This window comes from Candidatus Pelagibacter communis (assembly GCF_001180205.1).
In the GTDB taxonomy this organism is placed as follows: domain Bacteria; phylum Pseudomonadota; class Alphaproteobacteria; order Pelagibacterales; family Pelagibacteraceae; genus Pelagibacter; species Pelagibacter ubique_O.
This window is the reverse complement of sequence record NZ_CVSU01000110.1, coordinates 17,790-34,298: the sequence shown is the minus strand read 5'-3', so window position 1 is coordinate 34,298 and position 16,509 is coordinate 17,790. Positions and strand designations below refer to the sequence as shown.

Annotated in this window: 14 protein-coding genes; 9 read left to right on the top strand and 5 right to left on the bottom strand. The window is 30.3% G+C overall.

Features of this window, described 5'->3' with window-relative positions; translation table 11 throughout:
• Positions 1–33: 33 nt before the first annotated feature.
• The 4 genes from rpoZ to AMO08_RS05690 all read left to right on the top strand — a co-directional run bounded on the left by rpoZ (position 34) and on the right by AMO08_RS05690 (position 3,728).
• Positions 34–570 (top strand): DNA-directed RNA polymerase subunit omega, encoded by a 537-nt coding sequence (gene rpoZ / locus AMO08_RS05995; RefSeq protein ID WP_075485826.1) that lies wholly within the window; start codon positions 34–36, stop codon positions 568–570.
• 22 nt (positions 571–592) lie between these two features.
• The gene (gene dusA, locus AMO08_RS05040) at positions 593–1,585 is read left to right on the top strand and encodes a tRNA dihydrouridine(20/20a) synthase DusA (RefSeq protein WP_075485824.1); all 993 of its coding nucleotides are present in this window, start codon (positions 593–595) and stop codon (positions 1,583–1,585) included.
• Positions 1,586–1,625: 40 nt separating this feature from the next.
• Positions 1,626–2,411, top strand: coding sequence for a sulfite exporter TauE/SafE family protein (locus AMO08_RS05035; RefSeq protein WP_075485822.1), 786 nt, complete (start codon positions 1,626–1,628; stop codon positions 2,409–2,411).
• A 216-nt stretch (positions 2,412–2,627) separates the two neighbouring features.
• A complete protein-coding gene (locus AMO08_RS05690; protein ID WP_075485820.1) occupies positions 2,628–3,728 on the top strand; it encodes a coiled-coil domain-containing protein in 1,101 nt (366 codons plus the stop codon).
• On the opposite strand, the gene AMO08_RS05025 is transcribed toward AMO08_RS05690, so the two are convergent.
• Complete coding sequence (locus tag AMO08_RS05025) at positions 3,725–5,179, bottom strand: phosphomannomutase/phosphoglucomutase (RefSeq protein ID WP_075485818.1); 1,455 nt, start codon at positions 5,177–5,179, stop codon at positions 3,725–3,727. The genes AMO08_RS05690 and AMO08_RS05025 overlap by 4 nt on opposite strands.
• A 180-nt stretch (positions 5,180–5,359) precedes the next feature.
• Here AMO08_RS05025 and AMO08_RS05020 point away from each other — a divergent pair, with 180 nt between their 5' ends.
• Positions 5,360–7,300 carry a ribonucleoside-diphosphate reductase subunit alpha gene (locus tag AMO08_RS05020; RefSeq protein WP_075485816.1) on the top strand — a complete coding sequence of 647 codons (1,941 nt, stop codon included), beginning with the start codon at positions 5,360–5,362 and terminating at the stop codon, positions 7,298–7,300.
• Complete coding sequence (locus AMO08_RS05015; protein WP_075485814.1) at positions 7,291–8,298, top strand: ribonucleotide-diphosphate reductase subunit beta; 1,008 nt, start codon at positions 7,291–7,293, stop codon at positions 8,296–8,298. Before AMO08_RS05020 ends, AMO08_RS05015 begins: the two co-directional genes overlap by 10 nt.
• 8 nt (positions 8,299–8,306) lie before the next feature.
• Here the strand turns inward: AMO08_RS05015 and AMO08_RS05010 are convergent, their stop codons facing one another.
• From AMO08_RS05010 to AMO08_RS04995, 4 genes are read right to left on the bottom strand one after another with little or no spacing between them, the layout of a single operon-like run.
• Complete coding sequence (locus AMO08_RS05010) at positions 8,307–9,431, bottom strand: bifunctional 2-methylcitrate synthase/citrate synthase (RefSeq protein ID WP_075485812.1); 1,125 nt, start codon at positions 9,429–9,431, stop codon at positions 8,307–8,309.
• Positions 9,431–10,327 (bottom strand): methylisocitrate lyase, encoded by an 897-nt coding sequence (prpB, locus tag AMO08_RS05005; RefSeq protein WP_075485810.1) that lies wholly within the window; start codon positions 10,325–10,327, stop codon positions 9,431–9,433. Before prpB ends, AMO08_RS05010 begins: the two co-directional genes overlap by 1 nt.
• Positions 10,327–11,829: an MmgE/PrpD family protein gene (locus AMO08_RS05000; RefSeq protein ID WP_075485808.1), complete on the bottom strand. Its 1,503-nt coding sequence runs from the start codon at positions 11,827–11,829 to the stop codon at positions 10,327–10,329. Before AMO08_RS05000 ends, prpB begins: the two co-directional genes overlap by 1 nt.
• Positions 11,830–11,882: 53 nt before the next feature.
• On the bottom strand, positions 11,883–12,566 hold the full coding sequence (locus AMO08_RS04995; protein ID WP_075485806.1) for an HAD-IA family hydrolase: 684 nt from the start codon (positions 12,564–12,566) through the stop codon (positions 11,883–11,885).
• A gap of 69 nt (positions 12,567–12,635) precedes the next feature.
• Here AMO08_RS04995 and AMO08_RS04990 point away from each other — a divergent pair, with 69 nt between their 5' ends.
• The 3 genes from AMO08_RS04990 to AMO08_RS04980 are packed head-to-tail and all read left to right on the top strand — an operon-like array spanning position 12,636 to position 16,486.
• Complete coding sequence (locus AMO08_RS04990; protein WP_075485804.1) at positions 12,636–13,247, top strand: DapH/DapD/GlmU-related protein; 612 nt, start codon at positions 12,636–12,638, stop codon at positions 13,245–13,247.
• A 3-nt stretch (positions 13,248–13,250) separates the two neighbouring features.
• The gene (glmS, locus tag AMO08_RS04985) at positions 13,251–15,071 is read left to right on the top strand and encodes a glutamine--fructose-6-phosphate transaminase (isomerizing) (RefSeq protein ID WP_075485802.1); all 1,821 of its coding nucleotides are present in this window, start codon (positions 13,251–13,253) and stop codon (positions 15,069–15,071) included.
• A gap of 35 nt (positions 15,072–15,106) precedes the next feature.
• A complete protein-coding gene (locus AMO08_RS04980) occupies positions 15,107–16,486 on the top strand; it encodes a class II 3-deoxy-7-phosphoheptulonate synthase (protein ID WP_075485800.1) in 1,380 nt (459 codons plus the stop codon).
• Positions 16,487–16,509: the final 23 nt, after the last annotated feature.

Sequence of the window (16,509 nt, the reverse complement as noted above, 5' to 3'; positions counted from 1 at the left end):
GATTTTTAAAGACTCACTGTGTAGATACTCCGCATGGCTAGAGTTACCGTTGAAGATTGTATAGATAAAGTAGAGAGCCCATACGAATTAGTACTTGTTGCTAAAGAAAGAGCTACTCAACTTAATGCAGGAATAGAACCAACAATTGACAGAGATAACGATAAAAATACGGTTATTTCATTAAGAGAAATTGCTGAAGAAAAAATTAAAGTTTCAGATTTAACAGATAGCGCTGTTTACAAACTTAGAAAACATGTTGAACAAGTTGATGATAGTGTAGAGGATGATGAAGAAATAGGTGATGATTTTGAAAATCTATACAAAGGTGAAATTTCAAAAAGTGGTACGCCAATTTTACCATCTAAAAGAGCAAGAAAAACTCCAGAAAAAATTCAAGTAACAAAAGAGGATTTGGCTGAGCTATCTGAAACAGCTAAAGCAGAAGTTGATAATTCAGTAGGAGAAGAAACGATGAATGAGCAAGGAGAAGTCTCTTTAGATGAAGTATCAGAATCGGAAAACCAAGAAGCAGACGTATCTTCAGATGACGCTGAAGCTTCAAACTCATAAAAAAATAATATAAAGTTATACCATGAATAGGAAAGTATCAGTTGCTCCTATGATGGATTGCACAGATCGTCATGAACGATTTTTTCTAAGATTAATATCCAAAAACACTCTTCTTTACACTGAGATGGTAGTCGATGAAGCTATAAATAGAGGAGATAAAAAAAAGTTATTGGAGTTTAATATTAATGAGAAACCTGTAGCACTTCAATTAGGAGGCTCTTCTCCAAAACTTTTAGCTGAAGCCACTAAAGTAGGCGAAAATTTTGGTTATGATGAAATTAATCTAAACTTAGGTTGTCCTAGTAAAAAAGTTGAAAAAAATAGATTTGGTGCTTGTTTAATGAAAGAGCCAAATTTAGTGGCAGATTGTTTAAGTAAAATGCAATCAGTTACAAAACTACCAGTAACTATAAAAACAAGAATTGGTTACGATGATGTAGAAGATTATGAAAATTTACATAGTTTTATTTCTACCTTAAAAGCAACTGGAGTTAAAACTTTTATCATTCATGCAAGAAAAGCAATGTTAGGTAAATTTACACCTAAACAAAATTTAAATATTCCTCCTCTAAAATACGAATATGTTTATCAATTAAAAAAAGATTTTCCTAATGAAGAGATCATAATTAACGGAGGAATAATCACAGTGGATGAAATAAAACCTCATTTAGAAAAAACAGATGGTGTAATGATAGGAAGAGCTGCGTATCATACACCTTACTTATTAGCAGATATTGAAAGAGAAATATTTAATAATGACAATGTTCCAAGTAGACAAGATGTAATTGAACAACTCATTCCTTATGTTAAAGAAGAATTAAAAAAAGGAACAAGATTGAATCAAATTATGAGACATACTCTTGGTTTATTTCATGGTCAAACAGGTGCAAGTTATTGGAAAAGATATTTAAGTGAAAACATGTGTGTGAGAGATGCTGATGTGAAAAAAATTGATCACATCATGGATAAAATTAAATACAACAATGTAGATACTAGAGTAGGACAGTCTGCTTAATTCAATTCTAACAAACGAATACAGTTATATTATTTTATTAATGGCTTTAACAGCTATTCCAGTAGGTTTTGTGGCTGGATTATTTGGTATAGGTGGAGGGTTGATAACTGTTCCATTTTTGTATTTTATTTTTGGTTCATTAGAAATTGATCCTCAATATGTTATGCACCTTGCCGTCGGAACTTCCTTTGCAATTATAATACCAACCTCTACAGTCTCAGTTTTAACACATCATAAATTTAAAGCAGTTGATTTTGATATTGTTAGGAATTACGGTCTGTTTGTTGTACTAGGAGTTATTGTTGGTACTGTTTTTGCAGCCTCTTTAAAAACCAAATCTTTGGTTTTATTTTTTTCAATTATAATCTTATTTTTAGGTATTTACTTATTGTTAATAAAAGAAAAGGAACAAAACATAATTGTTAAAATGAAATTACATTTAAAAGTAATACTTGGTTTTCTTGTTGGGTTTATATCTGCCCCTATGGGTATTGGAGGAGCTGTAATGAATGTTCCTATTCTAAAATTCTTTGGTTATTCAATAAATAAAGCTATAGGAAGTGCAGCAGCCATAGGATTTTTAATTGCTCTATTTGGAGCAATAGGATTTCTTCTTTCAGGAAGTTTTTTAAATTCTAGTCTTCCACTAAGTGTTGGTTTTATAAACATACCAGCCTTTTTAATTTTTATACCAATCACAACTTTCATGGCTCGAATAGGAGCTAAAACAGTTCATAGTATTGATAAGAATAAAATTAGTAAGTTTTTTGGAATTTTTCTTTTAGTCGTTTCGATTAAATTTTTTTATGAATACTTGAAACTATAACAAGCAAAAAAAAGAGGTGACTTCAGTCTCCCTCCATCACCTCACAAATCCAAACTAAGTGATTCTTTAAATATTTAAGAACACTTAATAGTTGTAAATGCAATTTATTAACTAATTTAAAGCTAAACAATCTTAAGTTGTATTTAGTCTTAAAAAAAAACTCAATTTAGCCATACATAATACTTAGTGTTATTATTCTAATTGATACTTTTAAAAATGGTTTCAATAAAAGACATTAATAAAAATATTAAAAAATTATTTGATCCAATAGATAAAACTAAAAATAAGTTTTCCACAATTTTAAAAGATTTTAAAAAAAACAAAGTTAAAAAAGATTTAGCATTACAAAAACAATTAGAAAAAGAAAAGAAAAGAGAATTAATTTTAGAAAAAAAATTAGCGAAAAAAGCCAAACAAGATGAATTGAAAGAAGAAAGAAAGAAACTTCTTTTTCAAAAAAAATTAATCATTGAAAATGAAAAACAACAAAAAAAGAATGAAGAAAAAAGACAAAAGATAGAAGCTCAAAGAATTAAAATAGAACAGAAAAAAATTAAAGACGAAGAAACTAGAAAACTTAGAGAGGAAGCCAGAAAGCTTAAACAAGAAGATTTAAGGCTAAAAATGTTAGAGAGACAAAGAATTAGAGAAGAAAATATTAAAATTAAAGAGGAACAATTAAAAAATAAAGAAATTGAAGCTCAAAAGAGAAGAGATGAAAAAGAAAAAGAAAGACAAGAAAAAATAAGATTAAAAGAAATTGAAAGGAAAAATAGACTTGAGGAAGAACAAAGATTAAGAGAGGCAGCTAGGAAGCTGAAATATGAGCAAGAAAAACTTAAAGAAATGGAAGAAAGATTAAGAGATCTAGAAACTGAAAGACAGCAAGAAATACAAAGACAAATTTTAAAAGAAGAGGCTGAGCAAAGAGCGAAGGAAGAGGAATTAAGGAATAAAGAAAAAGAACTTAAAGACGCAGAACGTGAGAGAATAAATAAAGAAAATGAAAGACGTCAAAGAGAAAGAGAATTGAAAATAGAGGAGGAAAGACAAAAAAGAATTGAAGAAGAAAACGAGAGAATTCGATTAGCTGAAATTGCTCAAAAAGAAAGAATTGAAGAGGAAAATAGGCGAATGAAAGAATGGGAGAAAAAATTTGATGAAGAACAACGGCTAAAAGAGGAGGAATTGGTTAGAAAATTTTACAGCGATGAAACCCCCGAACAAGAAAACAATCAGGATGGTGATAATTTAGAAACTAAAGCTGATAACGATAATTTAGAAAATAAAACCGATCAAGATAATTTAAAAAATTAAATTTTCTGATCATATTCACCGACTTTACCTGTTTTTTGTAACAAATCGTCAATAAAATCAAAGATTTTTTTCTTTCTTTCATCTGATGTTGGGCTTTCAGTAACAATAACTAAAGATGGTTTGTTTGAAGAAGCTCTTATAAGCCCCCAAGAACCATCTTCGAATGAAAATCTAACTCCATTAACAGTTAAAATATCATTAATAACTTTACCATCAATTTCAGTTTTGTTTTCTTTTAAATTTTTAATTTGTTTAACTAGCTCTTCAACAACAATATATTTCTCTTCGTCTTTGCAAAAAGGTGCCATAGTTGGTGTTTGAAATGTGCTAGGTAATTCACTAATAATTTCACTTATTTTTTTATTTTGATTATCTAACAAGTGGCAAACTTGAATAGCTGAATTAATTCCATCATCATAACCATATCCTAAAGGTTGATTAAAAAAGAAATGACCACTTTTTTCAAATCCTGCTAGAGCTTTTTCGGTGTTAACTTTTCGTTTAATATGAGAGTGTCCTGTTTTCCAATAAATAGTTTCACAATTATTTTCTAATAAAATCTTATCTTTTGAATATAATCCTGTAGATTTTACATCTACTACAAATTTAGAATTTTTATGTTTATTTGATAAATTTCTAGCTATTAATAGACCTATTTTATCTGAAAAAATTTCATTTCCTTCGTTATCAATAACACCAACTCTATCTCCATCTCCATCAAAACCAAAACCTATATCAGCATTATTTTCTTTTACTACTTTTGCAATTTCATGAAGCATCTCTAAATCCTCTGGATTTGGATTATATTTTGGAAAATTCCAATCTAACTTGCAATCTAACTCAATTACTTCACAACCAATGCCTCTTAATATATCAGGAGCAAAAACTCCTGCAGTCCCATTTCCACAAGCAACTACAGCTTTAATTTTTTTCTTAATTTTGTTTTTACTAATTAAGTCATCCTTATAAATTTTATCAAAATCTTTTATTTGTTTTTCACTACCTTCGCCTTTTGTGAACTTTTCATTTAAGGTAATTTCTTTTAGTTCTTTCATTTCTTCAGGTGCATGAGTTAGTCCTTTTTTGATTCCCATTTTGACACCAGTCCACCCATTTTCATTATGACTTGCTGTAATCATTGCAACCGCATCTGCTTCTAAATTAAATTGTGCAAAATAAACCATTGGAGATAAGGATAGACCCACATCTTCAATATAACATCCGGTAGATATTAATCCTTTTTTAAGAGCAGCTTTTATTTCTTCGCTATAAGATCTGTAATCATGTCCAACTATGATTCTTGGATTTTCTTTTTTTGTATGAATTTTTACTTGTGTCCCAAGTCCTTTACCAAGATTCTCAATTCCAACTGAATTTATGTCTTTCTCATACAACCAACGAGCGTCATATTCTCTAAATCCATAAGGGTCTATTTTTATGTTTTGATTCATTAGATATTTACTTAACCTTTTTATGTTAATTTCTTGGAAAAAATTTAATTTTTTTATTGATTATCATATTGTCGCGTTCTATAAATGTTCTGTTGTGAAAATGTTTATATAGTATATTTACAGCAAACGCCTACAACATATAGTTGTTTTCGTACTAATAACAAAATATATTAAACTTTTATGAATAAGATTCTTTCTCAGGCCCTCAAAAAAGCTGTCTCTGAATATAGCCCTTCAGTTAAGGAGGTCTCTAAAGGTAATAGACCAGATCTTTTCTCTTTAAATAATGAGACAGAGTTATTTCAAAATGAAAAAGGTATCATAATTAAAATTGACCGTTCTAGAGATGCAAATCTAACTGACTTTGGGAAAGCAACTTTAAAAGATAGATACCTTGGTTTAAATGAATCTTATCAAGATTTATTTGCAAGAGTAGCTAGCACATATTCAGATGATAACTTGCATGCTCAAAGAATTTATAACTATATTAGTAAACTTTGGTTTATGCCTGCAACACCAGTTTTATCAAATGGTGGTACAAAAAGAGGATTACCAATTTCATGTTTTTTAAATGAAGCATCTGACAGCCTAGGAGGCATTCTTGATTTATGGAGTGAGAATGTTTGGTTAGCTGCAAAAGGTGGAGGTATTGGAAGTTACTGGGGTAACTTAAGATCTATAGGAGAAAAAATAGGTAGAGTTGGAAAAACTTCTGGAATAATTCCTTTCATAAAGGTGATGGACTCATTAACTATGGCAATCAGCCAAGGTTCATTAAGAAGAGGATCAGCTGCTTGTTACCTTCCAATTGATCATCCTGAGATAGAAGAATTTATAGAGATGAGAAGACCCACAGGTGGAGACCCAAATAGAAAAGCACTAAATCTACATCATGGCGTTTTAGTTTCAGACGCTTTTATGAGAGCAGTTGAAACTGATGAACAGTGGGCATTAAAAAGTCCTGCTGATGGAAGCATTCAGCAAACTATTTCTGCAAGAAATTTATGGATTAGATTATTAACTGCAAGAATAGAGACAGGAGAGCCATATATTATTTATATTGATACTGTTAACAGACAAATTCCTCAGCATCATAAATTAGCAAATCTTACAGTTAAAACTTCCAACTTATGTAGTGAGATAACTTTGCCTACAGGAATTGATAAAGATGGAAGAGATAGAACAGCAGTATGTTGTTTATCTTCTTTAAATTTAGAGAAGTATGATGAATGGAAAGATGATCCAGATATGATTAATGATGTGATGAGATTTTTAGACAATGTCTTATCAGATTTTATTAATAAAGCTCCTGATCAGTTTAAAGACGCGAAATATTCAGCAGAAAGAGAAAGAAGTGTTGGATTAGGTGTGATGGGCTTTCATTCATTTTTACAAAAAAATAGAATTCCACTTGAGTCTGTAATGGCAAAATCATGGAACAAAAAAATATTTAAAAATATTGATGAAAAAGTAAATCAAGCATCTAAAGATTTAGCTGAAGAGAGAGGTGCCTGTCCAGATGCAGCTGAGTATGGTTACAAAGAAAGATTTTCTAATAAGACAGCAATTGCTCCTACAGCATCAATTTCGATTATTTGTGGTGGAGCATCTCCAGGAGTAGAGCCTATTGCTGCAAACAGCTATACTCATAAAACTCTATCAGGTTCTTTTAATGTCAGAAATAGATATCTAGAAGAAATACTACAAAATTATGGTAAAAATGATGATGAAACTTGGTCAATGATTACTACCAATCAGGGGTCTGTTAGCCATCTAGATTTTTTAACTGATTTAGAAAAAGATGTATTTAAAACAGCATTTGAGCTTAATCAAAATTGGATAATTGAACTTAGTGGAGACAGAACTCCTTATATTTCACAAGCTCAATCAGTAAATTTATTTTTACCAGCAGATGTACATAAAAAAGAATTACATAAAATTCATTTTGATGCATGGAAGAAGGGCTTAAAAAGTCTTTATTACTGTAGATCAAAATCAATTCAGAGAGCTGAAAATATCAATGATGCTAAATCAACTGATATTACAGCAAATGTTTATAAATCTAAAAATCAACAATCTAACGAGCAACCAGAGTACGAGGAGTGTTTATCATGTCAGTAGCAGAAAAAATTAATAAAGAAATTATTCAACCAAAAAAGATGGGTTTACTAGTTGAAAACCCTGTGTACAAACCTTTTAGATATCCATGGTGTTATGATGCATGGTTAACTCAGCAAAGAATTCATTGGTTACCAGAAGAGGTACCTTTAGGAGATGATGTTAGAGATTGGCAAAAAAACTTGTCTCAACCAGAGAAAAATCTATTAACACAAATTTTTAGATTTTTTACTCAAGCGGATGTAGAAGTTAATAATTGTTATTTAAGACATTATACAACTGTATTTAAACCAACAGAAGTATTAATGATGATGACAGCATTTGCTGCAATGGAAACAGTTCATGTAGCAGCTTATTCTCATCTTTTAGATACTATCGGTATGCCTGAGTCAGAATACTCAGCTTTCATGAAATACAAAGAGATGAAAGATAAGTACGATTACATGCAGGGCTTCAATGTAAATTCTAAAGAGGATATTGCAAAAACAGTTGCAGTGTTTAGTGCATTTACAGAAGGATTACAGTTGTTTGCAAGTTTTGCAATTTTATTGAATTTTCCAAGACACAATAAAATGAAAGGAATGGGGCAGATAGTTACTTGGTCTGTAAGAGATGAAACACTTCATTGTAATTCTATGATCAGAATTTTTAAAGAGTTTATAAAAGAAAATCCTGAAATCTGGACACCTAAACTTAAAAAAGAACTTTATGAAGCGTGTAGAATAATTGTTGAGCACGAAGATGCTTTTATTGATTTAGCTTTTGAAATGGGTCCGATGGAAGGTTTAACTGCCCAAGAAGTTAAAGATTACATTAGGTTCATTGCGAATAGAAGACTTATTCAATTAGGATTAGAGCCAATTTATGATGTACAAAAAAATCCACTAACTTGGTTGGATACAATGCTAAATGCAGTCGAGCATATGAATTTCTTTGAAGGTAGAGCAACTGAATATTCTAAAGCATCAACTCAGGGTACTTGGGCAGAAGCTTTTAGTTAATTTTAAATTTATCTTTGATTTAACTGCATCACTTTTCGATGCTTGTTACCTTTGTAACTAGCTAAAGGTCTAATAAGTTTATTAGCAGCATGTTGCTCCATTATATGAGCAGACCAACCGGTAATTCTTGAAATTACAAATATTGGAGTAAAAAAATCAGTTTCAAATCCCATTAAATGATAAGTAGGTCCTGTTGGATAGTCTACATTAGGATATATGTTTTTTTCTTTTATCATTACCCTTTCAACAATATCGTAAATTTTCTCGAATTTTTTATCTTTCTTAATTTTTGCAACTTTTGCAAAATATTTCCTCATGGTTGGAACTCTTGAATCACCTGATTTATAAACCCTATGCCCAAATCCCATCACCACCTCTTTATTTTTCAAAGCGTTATTAATCCATTTTAAGGCATTTTCAGGCTTTTTAATTTTGTTCATCATATGCATAACTTCCTCATTAGCTCCACCGTGAAGAGGGCCTTTTAAACTGGCGATTGCACCTGTTATTGCTCCATGTATATCAGACAAACTGCTAGTGATTGTTCTTGCCGTAAATGTAGAAACATTAAAACTATGCTCTGCATAAAGAATTAGAGATACATCAAAAGCCTTAACAATTTCTTTTTGAGGTACTTTTCCAAAACACATATAGAAAAAGTTTTCAGCAAAAGTTAAAGTTTTTTTTGGTTTAATAATTTTTTTTCCTTTCCTTATTCGGTAAAAAGCGGCAAGTGCTGTAGGAGTTTTTGCAAAAATTCTTAGGGCTTTTCTCATATTTGCTTCAGGTGAAGAGTCGGTAGTCTCTTTATCTTCCAATCCCATTACACTTACAGCAGTCCTAGCTACATCCATCGGATGAGATTTTTTTGGCATATGCCTAATAATCTCATATAAATTTTTAGTTAACTCCCTATGATTTCTTTCTTCTTTCTCAAATTTTCTAAGTTCAAGAGTATTTGGTAAATCTTTGTTTAAAATTAAATATGCAACCTCCTCAAATCTACAATACTCACATAAATCTTGAGCAGCATACCCCCTATAAGTAAGCGAGTTAATCTCAGGCATTACTTTTGAAACCTCTGTTTCATCAACAACAATGCCTAGTAATCCCTTCTTGATATCATCACTCATTATTCATGTCCTTCCGTACTAAAATTATAAATTTTTTCATCTAATGAATTATATTTTTCATAATCAACTAATTCATAAAGTCTTTTTCTAGTTTGCATCTTATCAATTATATTATTTTGGTGTCCATTTGCATAAATGTCTCTTAATCCATCTTCAACATTTTTCATAGCCAATCTTTGTGTGGTAACTGGATAAATCACAATATTGTATCCAAAATTTTCTAATTCTTTGTAGTTAAACAATTTAGACTTACCAAACTCAGTCATATTAGCTAATAAATATCCAGTTAATTCTTTACGAACTTTTTCAAAATCTTTCTCATCTTGAAGAGCTTCAGGAAATATTATTTCAGCACCAGCATCAATATAGGCTTTGCATCTTTCAATCATTTTATCGATACCTTCAACACTCTTGGCATCTGAACGAGCTATAATTTTAAAATTTTGATCTTTTTTTGCTGCTACACATTCTTTAATTTTTTTAACCATAGCATCAGTTGAAATAAGTTCTTTATTATCAAGATGACCACATCTTTTTCTCTCAATTTGATCTTCTAAATGAACTCCTGTTATTCCAAATTCTTCAAATGTTTCTATTGTTTCTTTACATGATTTAAATCCTGTATCTATATCTACTATTGTTGGAAGATTAGTGACTCTAGAAATTAAATAAGATCTTGTACTAACATCTTGCAGTGTTGTTAAACCAATATCAGGAAAGCCAAGATCATTAGCCATTACTCCACCAGATACATAAACTGCATCATATCCAATTTCTTCAATTAATTTTGCTGTTAGTGGATTATATGCACCAGGAACTCGTAATATTTTATTTGATTTTAATTTCTGGTCAAAATCTAATCTCTTTTGACTTGGTTCTTTTTCAACAAAGTGCATCAAAAAATTCCTTTTTTATTATTTTGTTTTAATTTGTTCTTTCTAACTTCAATATTTAATTTATCAAGTTGACCAGGTTTTAAATTTTTTAAATTTTGTACTGTTTTTAAAAACCGATCACTTTCATTTCTATCTAAAATACCATCGGTTAAAGTTAAAAATTTATTTATATAATTTTCTCTCTTAAATGGTCTAGCACCATATGGATGCGCGTCTGCTCTATCTAGTTCCTCTGTTATTTTTTTTCCATTATTAAGGGTCACAACTACTTTTGCTCCAAATGCTTTGTTTTTTGGGTTTGGATTGTGATATTTCTTTGTCCATTTTTTATCTTCATATGTTTTAATTGATCTCCAAATTTTTATTGTACTTTTTCTATTAGCTCTGGCTTTTGTATAAGATTTGACATGATGCCAATCTCCATCTTCAAGTGCTACGGCAAAGATGTACATTATAGAATGATCTAATGTCTCTCTGCTGGCACTAGGATCCATTTTTTGAGGGTCATTAGCACCCGTACCAATTACATAATGAGTGTGATGACTGGTAAAAATATCAATTTTTTTAATAAGATTTAAATTAGGGATTTTTGATTTTATTTTTTTAGCTAGATCTATTAAAGCTTGTGATTGGTATTCAGCAGAATATTCTTTTGTGTACGACTCCAAAATAGCTTTTTTACTTTCACCTTTTTTTGGTAATGGGACTTTATATTTGGCTTTTTTACCATCTAATATTCTAGCTATTACACTATCCTCACCTTCGTATATTGGACTTGGAGCACCTTCGCCTCTCATAGCTCTATCTACAGCTTCGATAGCAAGTTTACTTGCATGTGCTGGAGCAAAAGCTTTCCAGCTTGAAATTTCTCCTTTTCTAGATTGTCTTGTAGAAATAGTTGTATGTACTGCTTGTTGAACAGCCTGATAAATAGTTTCAGTATTTAATTTTAACATTGTTCCTAATCCAGCAGCTACACTAGGTCCTAAATGTGCAATGTGATCAATTTTATGCTTATGTAAACAAATTCCTTTAACTAAATTAACTTGAACTTCGTATGCAGTAAGTATTCCTTTTAGTAAATCTAATCCACTTTTTTTATTTTGTTGTGCAACACTTATAAGTGGAGGTATGTTATCACCAGGATGACTATAGTCTGCAGCTAAAAAAGTATCATGAAAATCCAATTCTCTAACAGCAGTTCCGTTTGACCATGCAGCCCATTCACAATCAAATTTTAATTTTGAGTTTACACCAAATAGTGTAGCACCATTTTTTCTAGAATGCTTTAATGCCATCTCCCTAGATGATATTACTGGTTTCCTATTTAATGAAGCAATTGCAACAGACGCATTATCAATAATTCTATTGATAACCATTTCGATAGCATTTTTATTTAATTTTGCATTATCGCTTGCAATTTCAGCAATTTTCCACGCAAGTTGTTTCTTCTTTGGAAGATTAATTTTTGAAGGATATACTTTAACAGAATGTAATAACAAAATAACTCCTAAGTTGTGATTTTGTTTTAATAGTTAAAATAAATTTATCAATATTAAAGATATTGAGATACTATTTTCTCAATACCTATAAAGTCTTTTATTAAGTGATTGTGATAAATTTCGTCTTTATTTTTTTCAGTATATCCGTCCTCTAATAAAATAATTGGTATTTCAGCTGCCTTTGCAGCATTTGCGTCAGTTTCACTATCACCTATCATTATCGATTTTTTTATATCTCCATCTAGTATTTCAACCACAGAGGTAAGATGCCTTGGATCTGGTTTGCAATAATCAAAAGTATCTGAACCAGCAACATATTCAAAATAATCATAGATGCCAATTTTTTTTAAAAGATCATTTGATAAATGCTCTTGCTTGTTTGTACAAACAGCCATGGATATATTTTGACTTTTACACCAATTTAAAAATTCTTTTACACCATTAATAAGTGTACTTTCATTTATTATATTTTTTCCATAAAAATCGACAAACTCAATTACCATTTCTTCTTTTACTTTTTCATCATTTACTTTACCAAATTCTTTTTTTGCTTGGCCCCATATTGATCTTCCTATCATTGCGCCAGCACCTTTACCTACAAGATTTCTAATTTCTTCAGTTGATTTGGTTGGGTAACCATATTTTTGCATAACATGGTTGTGTGCTCTCATCAAATCTGGAGCTGTATCAACTAACGTACCATCTAAATCAAATAAAACTGTAAATTTTTGTTTCATTATAAAAGTATTTTAAAGAAATAAATTGTGAATTAATCAATATGTATACTTAATGTAAATCAATTCTAAATGGAAGTTATAAATCAAAAAAAACTTAGAGAAAAATTTATAAAGTTAGGAGTAAAAATGATAGGTCCTGAAACTATTTTTTTTTCAAAAGATACTAAGATTGGAAATAATGTGACTATAGAACCTTATGTTGTTATTGGCTCTAATGTAAAAATTGGGAATAATGTAATTATAAAATCTTTTTCACATTTAGAATCTTGTAAAATTGAAAATAAAGTTGAAATTGGTCCATATGCCAGAATAAGACCTAATACAATCTTAAAAGAAGGATCTAAAGTAGGTAATTTTGTAGAGATTAAAAAAAGTACTTTAGGAAATAAATCAAAAGTTAACCATTTATCTTATGTGGGAGACGCTCATATTGGAAAGTCAGTAAATATTGGAGCAGGCACAATTACTTGTAATTATGATGGAGTAAATAAAAATAAGACAAAAATTAAAGACAAAGTATTTATAGGCTCAAACTCTTCTTTAGTTGCTCCAATTACTATCAATAAAGATAGTATTGTTGGAGCTGGATCAGTAATTACAAAGAACGTTAAAAAAAAATCTTTAGCACTAACAAGATCGCCACAATTGGAAGTTAAGAATTACAAAAGAAAGAAAAAATAATTTATGTGTGGAATTATTGGAATATCAAGTAACAAACCTGTTTCTGCAAATATAATTAATTCATTAAAAAAATTAGAGTACAGAGGATATGACTCAGCAGGAATAGCCACACTTTCAGATGGTAAAATCAATGAAGTAAAATCAGAGGGAAGAGTTGATAACTTAGAAAATAATTTTGATTTAAAAAACTTAAGAGGAAATATTGGTATAGGTCATGTAAGGTGGGCAACTCATGGAATTCCAAACAGTTTAAATGCTCATCCTCATTCTTCTCATAACGTATCTGTAGTTCATAATGGAATTATTGAAAATTCTACAATATTAAAAAAACATTTAATTAACAAAGGTCATAACTTCAAATCACAGACAGATACAGAGGTAATTGTTCATTTAATAACAGAACATTTAAAGATTTCAGAATTAGAAGAAGCCATTACAAAAACTTTAAAACAACTTCATGGAAGTTTTGCTCTTGGAATTGTTTTTAAAGATATGCCAGACTTAATAGTTGGCGCTAGAAGAGGGTCACCCTTAGCTGTTGGTTATGGTCCAAATGAAAACTATCTAGGATCAGATTCTTATGCATTAAAATCTATGACAAATAAAATTACTTATCTTGATGATGGTGAATTTTGCATTGTCAAAAAAGATCAAGTTCTTTTTTTCAACGAGGAAGGGAAAAAAGTTAATAAAAAAATATTAGAACTATCATCAGATCAAGCAAATTACAACAAAGGTGAATTTAAACACTTCATGGCAAAAGAAATTGAAGAGCAACCACAAACAATCAAAACTGGAATTAAAGAATATGTTGATAATGTAAATAAAGACATAAATATTTTTAATTTTCCTTGGAAAATAGAGGAGATTAATTCAATCACTCTAATAGGATGTGGAACAGCGTACCACTCTTGCTTAATGGCAAAATATTGGTTTGAAGAACTTACAAATTTAGATGTTAACATAGATATAGCTTCAGAATTTAGATATAGAAAAAATAGATTTAAAAAAGATGTTTTATATGTCTTTGTTTCACAATCTGGGGAAACAGCAGATACTTATGCGGCTTTAGATATATGCAACAAAAATAGCATGAAAACATGTGCTGTTGTTAATGTAATCGAAAGCTCAATAGCAAGAGATTCTAATTTTGTTTTACCAATTCATTGTGGTCCTGAAATTGGAGTTGCATCAACAAAAGCATTTCTTGGTCAAATACTTGTTTTATATATTTTAGCTTTAAAAATTGGATCAATGAGAAATGAAATTGATAAAAAAGAATATCAAGAAAAGATTAAAGATTTAAAAGCTTTGCCTGGCCTAATAGAGAAAACATTACTTCATGATAATGATATCCAGGCAATATCCTCAACATTTAATGAAGCTAAAGGTTCAATGTTTTTAGGTAGGGGGTATTCATATCCAATAGCTTTAGAAGGTGCATTAAAACTCAAAGAACTTTCATATATTCATGCTGAGGGATATCCAGCTGGGGAAATGAAACATGGACCTTTGGCCTTAATAGAAGAGGGCATGCCTGTAGTTGTTTTGGCTCCGAGAGACAATTATTATAAAAAAACAATTTCTAATATGCAGGAAGTTATTGCTAGAGGAGCGAAGGTATTATTGATAACCAACAAAAGTAAAGACGAAGTTGTATCAGAAAATATTTGGGAAACTATTGAAGTTGAGAATACAAATGATGACTTACTTCCATTTCTTTTGACTATTCCGCTTCAAAAACTTGCGTACTACTCTGCTCTTAAAAAAGGTTACGACATTGATAAGCCTAGAAATTTGGCTAAATCTGTCACTGTTGAATAAACTTAAAACTCTGCTAAAACACCTTCAGGTTGAACATGAAAATTTGGAAAAAAAATAGTTGGAGAAAATATCCTGTTAAACACATACCAGATTATCCAGATAAAAAAGAACTGGATAAGGTTTTAGATAAGATAGGAACATTTCCTCCGTTAGTATTTGCTGGAGAGACAAGACATCTTAAAAGCCAATTAGCAGATGTTGTAGACGGAAAAGCATTTTTACTTCAGGGTGGAGATTGTGCTGAAAGTTTTGCAGAATTTAATCCAGATAATATTAGAGATACATTTAAACTAATGTTGCAAATGTCATTAGTTTTAACTTATTCAGCTTCATTACCAGTAGTAAAAGTTGGAAGAATAGCTGGTCAATTTTCAAAACCTAGAAGTGCACCTACAGAAATAAAAGATGAAGTAGAGCTTCCAAGTTATCTAGGTGACAATATTAATGGTATGGAATTTAATCAAAAAGCAAGAGTTCCAGATCCTAAAAGATTATTTAAAGCATATTCACAATCAGCTGCAACTCTTAATCTTATTAGAGCTTTCTCAAAAGGAGGTTTTGCAGATTTAAATAAAGTCCACTTATGGAATTTAGATTATATTAAAAAAAGCCCACAAGCTAAAAAATTCAAGGATCTTGAGGATAAGATTGCTGATGCTATTGCTTTTATGAGAGCATGTGGAATTACTTCAGATTTTAATAATAGATTGTACACTGTAAATTTTTGGACATCACATGAAGCTTTACTACTACCTTTCGAGGAGTCTATGACTAGAACAGACTCTACCACTGGTGAAAATCATGATACATCTGCTCATTTTGTTTGGATAGGAGATAGAACTAGACAATTAGACGGAGGACATGTCGAATTTTGTAGAGGTATAGAAAATCCAATTGGAATTAAATGTGGACCAACTTTGAAAGCTGATGATTTAATTAACCTTTGTAATAGAATTAATCCAAAAAATGAAAAAGGCAAAATTACTCTAATATCAAGATTTGGAGCTGACAATGTATCAAAATTTTTACCAAAATTAATTAGAGCAATTAAAAAAGAGGGATTAAATGTCATTTGGTCATGCGATCCTTGTCATGGTAATACAATCAAAGCAGCAACAGGGTTCAAAACAAGACCATTCAACAGTGTTTTAAAAGAAGTAAAAGAGGTTTTTGCATGCCATCAAAGTGAGGGAAGTTATGCAGGCGGTCTACATATCGAATTAACTGGTCAAGATGTAACTGAATGCATAGGAGGTGCTCAAAAAATATCTGAAAAAGATTTATCTTCTAGATACCATACTCACTGTGATCCAAGACTTAATGGAAATCAAGCTTTAGAATTAGCATTTTTAATATCAGATGAGATTAAAAAGAATAGCTCATATTCTAAAAATGCAAGAAGAGCGGCATCTTAGACATTGTAAAAAAAAAAATTATT

Coding starts and splice junctions, on each gene's coding strand:
- AMO08_RS05010 (WP_075485812.1), bottom strand. CDS start 9,431: ATGAGTGATGATATCAAGAAGGGATTACTAGGCATTGTTGTTGATGAA.
- AMO08_RS04995 (WP_075485806.1), bottom strand. CDS start 12,566: ATGAAACAAAAATTTACAGTTTTATTTGATTTAGATGGTACGTTAGTT.
- AMO08_RS05690 (WP_075485820.1), top strand. CDS start 2,628: ATGGTTTCAATAAAAGACATTAATAAAAATATTAAAAAATTATTTGAT.
- AMO08_RS05015 (WP_075485814.1), top strand. CDS start 7,291: ATGTCAGTAGCAGAAAAAATTAATAAAGAAATTATTCAACCAAAAAAG.
- prpB (WP_075485810.1), bottom strand. CDS start 10,327: ATGCACTTTGTTGAAAAAGAACCAAGTCAAAAGAGATTAGATTTTGAC.
- glmS (WP_075485802.1), top strand. CDS start 13,251: ATGTGTGGAATTATTGGAATATCAAGTAACAAACCTGTTTCTGCAAAT.
- AMO08_RS05035 (WP_075485822.1), top strand. CDS start 1,626: ATGGCTTTAACAGCTATTCCAGTAGGTTTTGTGGCTGGATTATTTGGT.
- AMO08_RS04980 (WP_075485800.1), top strand. CDS start 15,107: ATGAAAATTTGGAAAAAAAATAGTTGGAGAAAATATCCTGTTAAACAC.
- AMO08_RS04990 (WP_075485804.1), top strand. CDS start 12,636: ATGGAAGTTATAAATCAAAAAAAACTTAGAGAAAAATTTATAAAGTTA.
- rpoZ (WP_075485826.1), top strand. CDS start 34: ATGGCTAGAGTTACCGTTGAAGATTGTATAGATAAAGTAGAGAGCCCA.
- AMO08_RS05020 (WP_075485816.1), top strand. CDS start 5,360: ATGAATAAGATTCTTTCTCAGGCCCTCAAAAAAGCTGTCTCTGAATAT.
- AMO08_RS05025 (WP_075485818.1), bottom strand. CDS start 5,179: ATGAATCAAAACATAAAAATAGACCCTTATGGATTTAGAGAATATGAC.
- dusA (WP_075485824.1), top strand. CDS start 593: ATGAATAGGAAAGTATCAGTTGCTCCTATGATGGATTGCACAGATCGT.